General features: G+C 34.7%; 5 protein-coding genes. 2 read left to right on the plus strand and 3 right to left on the minus strand.

Annotation, left to right across the window (positions count from 1 at the left end):
- Positions 1–8 precede the first annotated feature (8 nt).
- The 3 genes from B4N66_RS06110 to B4N66_RS06120 all read right to left on the minus strand — a co-directional run bounded on the left by B4N66_RS06110 (position 9) and on the right by B4N66_RS06120 (position 3,782).
- On the minus strand, positions 9–860 hold the full coding sequence (locus tag B4N66_RS06110) for a glucosaminidase domain-containing protein (protein ID WP_291093176.1): 852 nt from the start codon (positions 858–860) through the stop codon (positions 9–11).
- Positions 861–864: 4 nt separating this feature from the next.
- Positions 865–1,773: a 1-aminocyclopropane-1-carboxylate deaminase/D-cysteine desulfhydrase gene (locus B4N66_RS06115; RefSeq protein WP_291093178.1), complete on the minus strand. Its 909-nt coding sequence runs from the start codon at positions 1,771–1,773 to the stop codon at positions 865–867.
- Between the two features lie 83 nt (positions 1,774–1,856).
- Positions 1,857–3,782 (minus strand): T9SS sorting signal type C domain-containing protein, encoded by a 1,926-nt coding sequence (locus B4N66_RS06120; protein ID WP_291093180.1) that lies wholly within the window; start codon positions 3,780–3,782, stop codon positions 1,857–1,859.
- Positions 3,783–4,042: 260 nt separating this feature from the next.
- On the opposite strand from B4N66_RS06120, the gene B4N66_RS06125 reads away from it, so the two are divergent.
- Positions 4,043–8,188 carry a T9SS sorting signal type C domain-containing protein gene (locus B4N66_RS06125; RefSeq protein WP_291093182.1) on the plus strand — a complete coding sequence of 1,382 codons (4,146 nt, stop codon included), beginning with the start codon at positions 4,043–4,045 and terminating at the stop codon, positions 8,186–8,188.
- 409 nt (positions 8,189–8,597) lie between these two features.
- Complete coding sequence (locus B4N66_RS06130) at positions 8,598–13,772, plus strand: GEVED domain-containing protein (RefSeq protein ID WP_291093183.1); 5,175 nt, start codon at positions 8,598–8,600, stop codon at positions 13,770–13,772.
- Positions 13,773–13,778: the final 6 nt, after the last annotated feature.

Genomic DNA, 13,778 nt, shown 5'->3' on the forward strand with positions numbered 1-13,778 from the left:
TTTTTGAATTATTTTAGATAAATAACTTGACCAACAGAAAGTGAGTCTGATTTCATGTTATTATTTCGTTTTATCTCGTCGATAGAAATATTGAATTTTTTGGAAAGAGAATATAACGTATCACCTTTAGTTACTACATATTCTCTTTCTGTTTGTTTTCCTGAGTAAACAACTTGTTTTGAAGATTTTGGCGACTTTCCTAAAACTTCCGTATCATATTGATTTAATTGATAACGTTCTATCAAACTGATTAATTTATCAGGATACTTTGTATCTGTTGCATAGCCTGCTGCTCGAAGCCCTTTTGCCCAGGCTTTATAATCATCACTAGGTAAATCAAAAAGTGATGAATAACGGCTTCTTGTTGTGAGAAATAAAGAGTGGTCTCGGTAAGAATCTGCCGGGTCATCATATTTTCTGAAACATTCTTGAGCAGAATCATCATCATGGCGAACGCTTGGTCCTGTCCATTCTTTATGACATTTTATTCCGAAATGATTATTAGCTCGTTTGCTTAAAGAACCTTGGCCAACTCCAGATTCTAGTATCCCTTGAGCTAAGGTTATACTTGCCGGAATTCCATGCTGACGCATATTATCTTTAGCAATATCTTTAAAATCATCGATATATTTTAGCACCATTTCTGTGGTTACCTTTACATTGGACGTAGCTTCCAAAACCTCTGTACTGGGTTTAGCTGAATCTTGTGAAGATTTTTGATTCGATTTGTTGGTTGTAGTCGTTTTTGCAACCGGTTTCTTAGTCGTTCGGGTAACGGGAGTACTCTTTTTGGTGGTTCGCACAACCGGCTTTGAACTTGAACAAGAGACCAATAACAATAAACCGAAAATGAATAGCATTTTTTTAACCATCGAACTTTATTTTTTGTAATTTTCTATTTTCTAATTTGACATTCATTCCACTAATTCCTTGCAGTCCACCAGTATGAATAGCTAGGATTTTTGAGCCATTTGGAAAATAATTTTTTTTGATTAAATCATCAATTCCAAACATCATTTTACCTGTATAAACGGGATCCAGTGGTACTTTAGTGCTATCATAAAATGAATTCATAAAATCAATCAATTCATTTGTGGTTTTAGCATAACCTCCAAAGGTATAGTCCTCTATCAATTCCCAATTTATATTTTGGGTAAATTTACGAATATCATCGTTTAAAAAACCTCCTTCTAAAGCCGGAAAACCAATTACTTTTTGATGCTTCGAACTAGCATTTATCAAACCCGAAATTGTTCCGCCGGTTCCAACTGAGCAACAAATATAGTCAAATGCATTATCTTCTTCTGTTAAAATCTCTTTGCAACCTTGAATAGCTAGTGCATTTGTTCCTCCTTCCGGAATGAGGTAAAAGTTGTCAAACAAAGATTTTAAAGTATTTTTATAAGCATCTGAATCTTTATTTCTGTAATTTTCCCTTGTCTCAAAATAGAATTGCATTCCGTTTTGTTGTGCAAATAAAAGTGTTGGATTTTCATTTACTTTTAAAGAAAGTTCTTCACCTCGAATTACGCCAATTGTTTTAAAACCGTATTCTTTTCCTGCAAAAGCAACTGCGGCAATGTGATTTGAAAAAGCTCCTCCAAAGGTTAATAAAGCTGTTTGATCTTCTTCTTTTGCTCGAATCAAATTATACTTAAGTTTACGATATTTATTTCCTGAAATAAACGGATGAATCATATCTTCTCTTTTGATGAAAAGTGAAATCTCATTATCGAACTCTTTTATCTTCTGATTAAAAACCTCTAAAAACATAATGCTGCAAAGGTATTGAAAAGCAATTAAATAAAAAAAGACAGTCCAAACGAACTGCCTTTTGCTATGATTTAGAATTACTTTTAATTCACTCTATAAATAGAAACCTTTTTACTGATTTCCTGATTGTCTGCTGTAATTAATTTCACTATGTAAATGCTATCACTTAATCCAATTGTTGGGAAAGAATAGATTTCTTCGGCTCCTAACTTTTCTTTTGTGAAGATTAATTTACCTGTTATATCAAACAATGTAGCTGATTTTAAATCAACTAAATTTGGATTTTTGATTGAAAGCAATTCATTTTCATTGTTTTGAACAATCATAAACTGTTCGCTTTTGATGGTTTCATTTCCTAATGTTTCATCTAAGAAAGTAACTTCAAAGCGATCTGTTGTAGTTCCTCCCGCTGGTAAAGTTATATCTACAAAACTATTTTTGATATCATGATAGATATTCGTTTCACTATCAAAAAGGAAAATATTTTCTGCAGCATCAAAATTGATAATATCACCCACATAAACTCTAAACGTAGATTGATTATTAGCTTTTAATGCAAATGGTATTCTTTTATTAATATCAAATGGCAATGTTGAAATCACAAACTGATTATCTTCTGTTAGAGGAAAATAAACGTCTGTTGGCAAATTCACGCCTTGACTTGGTGCGTCATAAGCATTGTCAAGACCATCATTTGCATTTGGATTGAATGCCAAAACTACTTCTCTTGTAAATTGATTATTCAAAATGGTTTGAATTCTAATTTGAGGAACTTGCAATTTAGAAAATTGAGTATAATCTGTTCCTGTTAAGTTTGGAATTTCCGGCCAATTTGTATCTGAGTCAGAACTTGTTTCAAAATTTTCTGCATTTCTTTCAAATTGAGAATTGTTTGGAATACCTTCTTTCATAAAAACGCGGTAACGGTTTCTCATTACTGCAGTACCGACAGCTACTGACCCTTTTATTATGAATCCCTGTCCAATAGGAGAAAACATTCTGCGATAGTTTATTCCTGAATTTCCTGATGTATTATTAAATGAACCATCACCATTGTACGTATTCCAAGGAGCACTAGTATATGTTCCGGGAGAAAATGCATCAACATTATTGGGGACATAAACTCCATATCCTCCAACATAATCAGATAAAGTATGAGAAGTAGCAGGTTTCTGATGTTCCCAGAAATAAGCATTTCCATTAATAATTGGTGAAACTGAAGCAGACACAGCTCCCGTGACATAATCAACTGTACGACCATTGTTTTCTAACAAAAACAAATTCAAATTAATCGCTGATGGATATGGATTTCCGGTTAACGTACTTTCTGTATATCCAGTTCCCCCATCAACTGAGTTTCCAACGGGGATATTGATTGTTCCATCGTTTGGTTTTCCTCTAAAATCATAACGTTGGTTGTTTCCTGGGTTATTTTGAACTCCTAAAACGGTGGTATTATCTGAACCGCTAACGCCTTTCATGGTGAAACCTTGACCTGCTTCAATTGAAGTAGCTGCTGCAATATAATTCCAATTTGAATATTGATTAGTTGTTGTTAATGTATAAATCCATCGGCTAGAAATGTTTAAGGCAGTATTAGTGCTTGAACCATTTAATCCTGTTATAATTGTTTCGCCTCCAAAAGTTGTTAATCCGGTTGGTCTTTTCAATAAAGAAATACCAAAATTAGAATTGCCAAGACTTGCAGAGGGCACTCCTACCGGCGAACACCAATAATTATAACCAAAATTGTTTGAAGTACCTTCTTGAAATGCAGATAACGTTCCTAATCCAGTATTGTTAGAACCTACTGTCGTTTTTTGCAACAATTGGCTTTCATTACGCAAATAAATATTTCCGGTGCTAGCCAAATTTACATCTTGAGTAACCGTGACATATTGGTCATTTACATATAAAAAGCTACCGGAGCTTACAAACAACTGAGCTTGGGATTGAAATCCGAAAAAAACAATTCCAATAACGATAAAAAACTTTAGTAATCTTCTCATAACTAAAAACTTAAAAAACCAAATTTAATTAAATAATTAATAAAATCATTTTTTGTCTTCGTTTTTTTTTAACAATTTAAAAAAAAGTAACTCTAAACAATCGACAAAGTGTAAGTAAATTTAACATTTGAGTATTATTTTTCTTATAAATATTTAAATATTATGCTTTTCATCGATTTTTTTGTACACTTTATCGGATTTAAAATATATTTGTGGTGTCAAAAATTAATAAATAAAAAACTCAATTAAATTAGTAAGTCATGAAAAAACATTCAGCACTAATTAATAGTATAAAAAAAGAAGATTTAAGTACTAATCTTTTAACTAAGTTAATATTGGTACTATTCATAACAATAAACTACAATTCCGTATCACAAACGGTAATTATTAATCCTGCAACAAACGGTGGATTTGAAAGTGGTACTACATTTGGAGCAAATGGATGGACTGCAACAACCGGAACATCATCTCAAAACCAATGGGTTTGTCATACTGGTGCGACTGCCGGATTTTCTGGAACAAGATGTGCTTACATTACCAACAACACATCTGCTGCTACACCTCCACACAATTATACACTCACAACAAACCGCAGAACACATTTGTATAGAGATGTTACTTTGCCTTCAGGCGAAAGTAATATTGAGTTAAGTTTTAGTTGGATAGGTAGAGGGCAAAACTTTACAGATTATTTGAGAATATGGTTGACACCTACTTCTTATACACCAACCTATGGAACAATAATATCTGCAATAGGTTCAGCTCCAGGAGGTAGAATTTTATTAGCTTCTTATCAAAATCAAGCATCATGGACAAATACATCTATTAATTTACCAACTGCATATGCGGGTCAGACTTTTCGTTTAGTTTTTGAATGGGTAAATAATAACAGTAGCGGTACACAACCACCTGCTGCAATAGATAACATCTCATTAACTACTCAAACATACAACGATGAATGCTCAACTGCTTTTGCATTAAGCGTTAATCCAACTTCAGTTTGTACAACGTCAACAAATGGTACAACAGTTGTAGCAACACAATCACAAAGTGGGTGTGCAGGAGTGGCCGATGATGATGTTTGGTTTAGTTTTGTAGCTACTTCAGCATTGCATTCAGTAACGGTAACACCCGATACATTAAATGATGCCGTTTTGCAAATATTTAATGGGTCATGCGGTTCTTTGTCAAGCATTGTTTGTCAAGATTTAACCGCATCAAACTCCCAAGAAGTTGCAACAGTTAGCGGATTAACAATTGGAGCAACTTATTATTTAAGAGTTTACAGTTATGGCAGTAATTCCAGCAATCGCGGAACATTTTCAGTTTGTGTAACTACCCCTGTAGACCCTTGTGATTCTATAACAAGTATTAGTGGTTGTGGGGCACTTACAAACGTAACAATGTCATCTGGAACAGGTCTATATCCAAATTCCACATGTGGAAATTCAACTCCTGGTTTAGAGAATATTTACTCATTTACTCCAACTGTTTCGGGAACTTTTGCTATTCAACAGTTGAATTCTTATACTACAATAAACTATCAATATAAAGCTGCGTCAGGGGGATGTAATAATACCGGATGGACATGTATTCAAGCATTAAATGGTGCTCAAACTAGTTATACTTTTTATATGTCGGCTGGAACAACTTACTATATTATCGTTGACCCTCAAAATAGTACTGGAGGTAATTTTAGTTTTCAAATTAACTGTTTAACCGCTGCATGTTCAGCTGGTGAAGGAATAGGAACGTCTGCTTTAGGCTGTCCTTCCGTAACATCAGGTGGATTGGGGTTAAGTGGTGCAAATCCGGACCCAATAGCATGCGATGCTACAACTACGTGTACTACTTTAGAAGCAAACTATTTAAAATTAGGGCAAACGACCAATTATACTGTTGAATCTATCGCTTATGCACCTCCTTATCAGTATGAATGTTTGGCAAATCCTGTGAGTGTAAATATTGATGACGTTTGGTCTGAAGAAATCTATTTGCCTTTTTCATTCTGTTTTTATGGCAATACATACAATTCATGTTTAATTGGCTCTAACGGAACATTAACATTTGACACTTCAAATGCCAGTGGCTATGCTGGATGGCAATTTGCAAATAACTTGCCAAGTACTGTTGGTGCATTATTTAACAATACTATCTATGGTGTTTATCATGATATTGACCCGAGTAAAGGTGGCACAGTTGGATGGGAGTTAATTTTCTTAGATAGTGGTTGTAGAGCATTAGTTGCCTCATGGCACGATATCCCAATGTATTCAAATACTTGTAATTCAATTCTTTACACAGGCATGATGGTGCTTTATGAAGATTCAAACGTAATTGAAGTGTACATTGAAGAAAAAAATGTATGTCCAACTTGGAATGGCGGAAATGCTGTTGTAGGTATTCAAAATAGCAATGGTACACAAGCTGTGGTTGCTCCTAACAGAAACTCTTTAAGTACAGATTGGACTGTTACAAATGAAGCATGGCGATTTGTTCCGTCTGGAACTCCAATAACAACTTTAGAATGGTTTGAAGGATCAGGAACTAGTGGTCCACTGATTGGCACAACTGATACAATTGAAGTGTGTCCTTCTACAACAACAACTTATACAGCTAGAGTAACCTATGAACTTTGCAATGGATCAACAGTAGTTGAAACAGATGAAACTGAAGTAGCTGTAATTGAAGATAAAATTTGGAATGGCTCTGTTGATATAGATTGGGACAAACCAAATAACTGGACACCAGCAGGAATTCCAACCAGTTTAGATTGTGTAACTATACCTGTAACCGCAAATGATCCGGTTATAGCCGGAACAGAATATGAAGGATTAGCTAAAAATCTACGAGTATTAAACGGAGCATCATTAACTGTAAAATCAGATAATGCAATTACTGTAACAGACTGGGTTGAAGTTGAACCAACTGCTCTTTTTGAAATTGAAAATGATGCAAGTCTAGTTCAAATAAATAATGTAACGAATACAGGAAACATTTTATATAGAAGAAATGCATTCATCAGAAAATTAGATTATGTGTATTGGTCTTCTCCTGTATCGCCTTTCCATGTTAGTGCAGTATCTCCCGGAACTTCCGCATCACTTAGATTTTTCTGGAACACAACTATTGCAAACACAAATGGAGGATTAGGAACATGGTCTGGTGCCAATGAGAATATGATTCCAGGAAAAGGTTATATTATTCGTGGTCCAAATAATTTTGATACGACTATACAACAATTTACAGCCAATTTTACGGGTGTACCAAATAATGGAAACATTAGTGTACCAATTGCTCGCGGAAGCTATACCGGACCAGATTATCCGGGAACTAATGGTGTAATTATAACAAATTTAGATGATAACTTTAACCTTATCGGAAATCCTTATCCGTCTGCTATACGTTATACTGATTTTATGGCTGCAAACCCAAATTTAGAAGGTTCTATAAGAGTATGGACACATGGAACACTTCCAAATAACTCCACTCCAAATCCTTTTTACAGTAGTTTTGCATATAATTATACCTCAGCGGATTATATCATACATAACGGTACTGGAACAATCAGCGGACCTGAAACGTATGACGGATATATTCCTGCCGGACAAAGCTTCTTCGTTATTATGTTAGACGGAGCAGCAACAACATCCAATGCGAATTTCACAAACTCAATGAGGGTTAGAAATAACAATGGTCAATTTTATAGAAATTCAAATACAGATGAAACGCAATCTGAAAATGCAAACAATAGAATTTGGTTAGATTTAGTAGCTCAAAGCGGAACAATGAGCAGAACATTAATTGGTTATGTAGAAGGTGCAACTTATGAAAAAGACCGCATGTTTGATGCTTATACCAAAACTGCCAACGCTATGATTTTATATTCTTTAATTGACACCGAAAAAGCATGTATTCAAGGTAGACCATTGCCATTTGATAACAATGATGTTGTACCGCTTGGTTTTAAAGTTAGTACGGATGGAATTTATACTATAGCCATTGCTGCTGTTGATGGAATATTTTCTAATGACCAGACTGTTTATTTAAGAGATAAAACATTAAATACAGTACATAATTTATCTGTAGACCCATATTCGTTCACCACAAATTCAGGAATTTATAACGAACGATTTGAATTGCTTTATCAAGACGAAACATTGGGGATTGATCAGATAGAAAATTTTGGTATAAAAGTTATCACAAATGACAGAATTGTTGTTCGTTCTGGAAATGAACAAATTAAAGAAATTCAAGTTTTTGATATGTTGGGAAGAAAAGTAAATCACTACTATTCTGTTAATGTGAATGAATTCGCCCTGAACGAGCAAAAAAGTAATCAAACCTTACTACTCAAAATTACTACTGAAAATGATAATATAACAATCAAAAAAATCTTGTTTTAAAATTAAACACTCTTTTTTAAGAATAATAAAAGATAAAATTAAAATAACCTTAACCGTCTGAAAAATCAGGCGGTTTTTTTTTGATACACTGACAAATTTAACATTTTTAACTTTTCATCGAGTTTTACTAATCATTCAACGATTATTTATTGTAAACAACTCACTATCAACTAAATTTACTCAACAATTTCCAAAAATACCTCCCAAAAATCATTTTAGTTGAATATATCCATTTAACTAAAATCTGATATGAAATTGTTATTCCAAATTCCATTTTCATATAAAAATCATTAAAACAATGTGATCCCCAATTCATATTGCATAATGACAATTCCGCTTTTCTAATCATAATTGATTTGAAAAGTTCCAAATTCAACTATTTACTTTTTATATCTAAACCGTATAGATTATGAAAAACAATTACAATATATCATTTAAGATAATTGATAAAAACTTTAAAACTTCAATAAAATTTATATCCTTTTTATTCCTTTTTGGAATTTTTTCCGGCTACTCACAAGTAGTGGAAACGTTTACAAACACAGGAAATGGCTCTTGGACATGTCCATCAGGCGTTACAACAATAACTGTTGAATGCTGGGGTGGCGGTGGCGGAGGTCAAAGAGCAAACGGTAATCCTTCTGCCGGTGGAGGAGGCTCCGGAGGCGGGTATGTTAGAACAACTTACAATGTAACCGCAGGAAACACCTATTCGTTTAATATTGGAAATGGCGGAACAGGAAATTCCGGCGGAAACGGACTACCTACTTGGTTTATAAATAACTCAACTATTTTAGCCATTGGAGGAAGAGGTGCCGGAAATGCAATAGCCACAAACAATAGTTGGGGAATAGGTGCTACAGCATTTACAACCGGAAATATCGGAGGAACTATTACTAGCACTTACGGTGGAAATGGTGGAAATGCAGGTAATAATTTTAGCGGTGGCGGAGGATCTAGTGCCGGAACAACCGTTTCTAACAATGCCAACGGAATTAATGGTGGTAACGCTCCTACAAACGGTTATGCCGGTGCAAATGGACGAAACAACAATGGTGCCGGTGCAGTTGGCGGAATTGGTGCAGGAGGTGCAGGAGGAAGAACATCAAACGGAACGGATCAAAATGGAGGTGGCGGAGGAAGAGGTCAAGTAAGAATTTCATATACAAACCCAAATGCAACTTGTGATACTGCAATATCTTTACCTTGTGGCACAATAAATATGGCAGGATTTACAAACGGCTCTACTAATATTAATCACGGAACAGGATGTTTCATGAGTAATTACGGAGTTTGGTACACTTTTGTTGGTGATGGTCAGCATACAACCATTACTTCAACAGCTTCGGGAGGATTTGACCACGAGATGTCTATATCGAGCGGCACTTGTGCTTCAAAAATCAATATTGCTTGTAGGAACGATGACGACGATAATGGAACAGAGAGCTATTCTTTTCAAACCACTACTGGAACAACTTACTTTGTTTACATTGCTCATCATAACAATGGAAGTTCAACTACAGGTAATTTTACAATATCCAGAACTTGTGCTCCTTATTGTACTCCTACCGCTTCAAATGGTGTTCACAACAATGGTATTACCAATGTTACTTTTAGTACAGTAAATAATACAACAAATAATAATTTAGTTTATAATGATTATTCAAATTTAGTAGGTAGTGCTTATCAAGGTGCTGCAATGCCAATCAGTGTAACAACCAATACCGGCAATAATACGTATAATATTAAAATTTGGGTTGATTGGAATAATGATTTAGATTTAACTGATGCCGGCGAAGAAGTTTTCTCAGGAATTGTTACTTCAAATACAATTAATGGTGTAATTACCATTCCAATAAATGCGTCGGTTGGAAACCATCGTTTACGAGTTGGAATTGCCAGAAGAGGAAATGGCAACAACAATGAAAATCCAACACCCTGTTTTGATGGAAATCGAGGTGCGTACGAAGATTACACACTTGAAGTTTTGGAAGCAATTCCTTGTTTTAATCCTCCTGTAATTATTACTGATCCGGTTGACACCACAATGGCTAGTAATGGAACGGCCACACTCACATCTTCTTTTGGAGGTTTTCCTACCAGTTATTTGTGGGAAGTTAGTTCCGATGGTGGAGTCAACTTTACTTCAATTACTAATGGAGGAGTTTATTCAAATGCAAATACAGCAAATTTAACGATTACAAATCCAACGGGAGCTTTAAATGGCTTTGTATATCGAGTTTTTGCTACAAATGGTTGTGGTACATCGTTGGCATCTGCGAATGCTGTTTTAACCGTAACGGTTAGTTATTGCACACCTGCTTCAACTTCTTCCACAGTTTATATTTCAGGGATTACTTCCGAAGGAAATTTAAATGATGTTTCCAATGCTCCAACAGGATATTCTGCAGGAGGCTATGGAAATTATTCCTCAACAATCATTGCTACTCAGGTTGCTGGAGGTGGAATTAATATTGACATTAATCTTGTAGGTTCACAGTTCATCCGAGGATATGTTGATTGGAATGGCGACGGCGATTTTACTGATGCGGGAGAAGAAATTTATACTACTGGAAACATTGCAACCGGCGACACTTCGTTTGGCTTTGTGATTCCCATTTCAGCAAGTCCGGGGAATTATCGATTTAGAATCAGAACGTTAGGATATCCTTCAGGCTCAACAATAACTTCCTGTAATTCTTTACCAAGCGGCGAAACAGAAGATTACACCATAACAGTAGTTTCAGACTGTGCCGCTAAAATTGATTCCGTTACAAATGGGTCGGTTTGCGGTGCAAATAATCCCGTAACAATTGAAGCTGTCGGATTAGGAAATACAACAGAATACAGATGGTACACGACTTATACAGGAGGAACACCAATAGCTGTTACTCCAACGGGAAGTTATACAACATCTGCTTTAGCCAATACAACTATATTTTATGTAACTGCTTTTAATGGTAGTTGTGAATCATTGGAAAGAACTAGAGTTATTGCTACAATTCTACCTACAACTATCATCAATTTTACTCCAACAGCACCCATTGCATGCGGAGATGAAGAAGTAATAACCATCAACGCTTCCGGAGATTTTATTATTGAAGAAATATTATTTGAAGATTTTGAAAATGGGTTAGGTCAATTTTCAGTAACAACACCAACCAATACAAACGGTGGAGTGGATAGCCCATGGAGTGTTAAAACAAGCACCTATCAACCGACCACTACTTCGGTTTGGCGACCAGCCATAAGCTCTGGAAATATTGACAATAACTTCGCTTTTACTACATCTGATTATACAAACAACAACTTGGTTACACGATTAACAACCAATGTTCCGCTAAATTCAACAGATTTTGTTGATTTAACACTTTCATTCAAGCATTATTATTCCTATTTTTCAGGAGATAATGGTAGAGTTCAGATTTCTACAAATGGAGGAGCTAATTGGACGGATTTAAGAGTTTATAATTCTGATTTAGGTACAGCCTCACGATTTATTGATGATTCGATAGATTTAACTGGTTATATCAACATTCCAAATCTACAAATTCGATTCCAATATACCGGTTTTTGGGATGATGGTTGGGCCATTGACAACATTAGATTGTTCGGAACAAAACTTTTAAACACTACATTTTCTTGGAACGGTTCAGAACCGGTTGATGCATTTACTGATTTAGCATGCACAATTCCTTATACAAACCAAACTATTTCTACCATTTACATCAAACCCAATTTAACGCAATTGCAAGTTGAAAGTTATCCGTTTGAAGTAAGTGCTACGCTTGGAAATGGCTGTACAATTTCGGAAACAATTACAATAACCAACAAATCAAAAGTTTGGCAGGGAAACAATTCACAATGGGAAAATGCTAATAACTGGCTTCCAATAGGTATTCCTTCAGATGATAATTGTGTTGTTATTCCACCTTCTGCAAATAACCCTATTATTTCAGGAAGTAATTATGATGCTTTTGCTTATTTATTAACCATCAAATCCGGTGGAAATTTAACGATTGAATCAAATAACAATATAACTGTTACAAATTCGGTAAATGTAAATACCGGCGGAAATTTTCTCTTGGAAAATAATTCGAGTTTAATTCAAATTGACGATGTTACAAATAGTGGAAACATAACTTATATTAGAGAAGCGACAGATATAGATGGACTAGATTATGTTTATTGGTCATCTCCTGTTTCAAATCAATTGTTGAATTCAATTTACACCAGTCCGCCACAAGGTCCAAAATACAAATGGAACCCCATTCAAGTGAATGGAAACGGGAACTTAGGAAATATTAGTCAAGGAACTTGGGTGAATGCAAACGGAAACACAATGGAAACTGGTCGAGGTTACATCGTTCGAGGTTCATCTAATTCGGCAATGGCTCCAACTACTATTTCGAGCACTTTTTCCGGTGTACCGAACAATGGTTCAATTAATTATACTGTTGAAAGAGGAATGTATACCGGAGTTACTTATCCAGGTTTAAATGGTTCACCAATTTCAAACTTAGATGACAACTGGAACTTATTAGGAAATCCTTATCCCTCAGCAATCAATGCGTTACAATTTTTATCAGACAACAGCAGTGTTATTTTAGGAAGTGCAAGACTTTGGACGCACGGAACAGATATAACTTTTGGTGGAACAAACCCATTTTATGGTAGTTTTGGATATAACTATTCATCATCCGATTATTTATTCATCAATTTTACAGGAACAACCATTCCAACTGCCTCCGATTTTATAAAAACCGGACAAGCATTTTTTGTTCAGATGGTGGATGGCCCCGGAAATGCATCAGCACAAGTAAACTTTACTAATTCACAAAGAAGTAATGCTTTCCCTAATAATAATTTCTTTAGAAATGCTGAAAATTCATCGAATGAAAATTCAATTTTAAATTTAGAAAGACATCGAATTTGGCTAGATATTGTTAATGCAAATAATCAATCTACAACGACTTTAATTGGTTATGTGGAAGGAGCTTCCAATGAAAAAGATTCGTTTTTTGATGCTCACGAAAAAGCTTCCGGTTCGTTAGGAATTTATTCAAACATAAACGAAGAAACTTTTGCCATTCAAGGTCGTTCGTTGCCTTTTTCTATTGCCGATGAAGTTCCGATAACTTTTAAAACAGCAAATTCAGGAATACATCATCTTGCCATTTTGGCTGTTGACGGACTATTTGAAAATCAATCAATTTACGTTAAAGATGAATTAGTAAATGTGATTCATGATTTAAAATTGAGTCCATATCCATTTTCAACAGAAGCCGGAATATATCAAAATAGATTTAAAATTATTTACCAAAATGAAACCCTTGGAATTCCTGATGTAATAGGAAATCAAGTTATTGTTTATAAAGACAAAACAAAATTCATTCAAATTTCTACTGGAAACATAACAATGGACCAAGTGAAAATTTATGATATTCAAGGTAGATTGATTAAAACTATTCAAGACATCAACAACAATACATTGTCAATTGATACACAAATAATGGCAGATCAGGTTTTAATGGTTACTATTATTACAGCTGATAATATTAAAGTTACCAAAAAGGTGTTCTAACAAAAT

It is taken from the genome of Flavobacterium sp. UBA2787, from assembly GCA_002352205.1.
GTDB lineage: Bacteria > Bacteroidota > Bacteroidia > Flavobacteriales > Flavobacteriaceae > Flavobacterium.

Bases quoted from the DNA above. Each gene is read 5' to 3' on its own strand.
- B4N66_RS06110 (WP_291093176.1), bottom strand. From the start codon at position 860: ATGCTATTCATTTTCGGTTTATTGTTATTGGTCTCTTGTTCAAGTTCA.
- B4N66_RS06115 (WP_291093178.1), bottom strand. From the start codon at position 1,773: ATGTTTTTAGAGGTTTTTAATCAGAAGATAAAAGAGTTCGATAATGAG.
- B4N66_RS06120 (WP_291093180.1), bottom strand. From the start codon at position 3,782: ATGAGAAGATTACTAAAGTTTTTTATCGTTATTGGAATTGTTTTTTTC.
- B4N66_RS06125 (WP_291093182.1), top strand. From the start codon at position 4,043: ATGAAAAAACATTCAGCACTAATTAATAGTATAAAAAAAGAAGATTTA.
- B4N66_RS06130 (WP_291093183.1), top strand. From the start codon at position 8,598: ATGAAAAACAATTACAATATATCATTTAAGATAATTGATAAAAACTTT.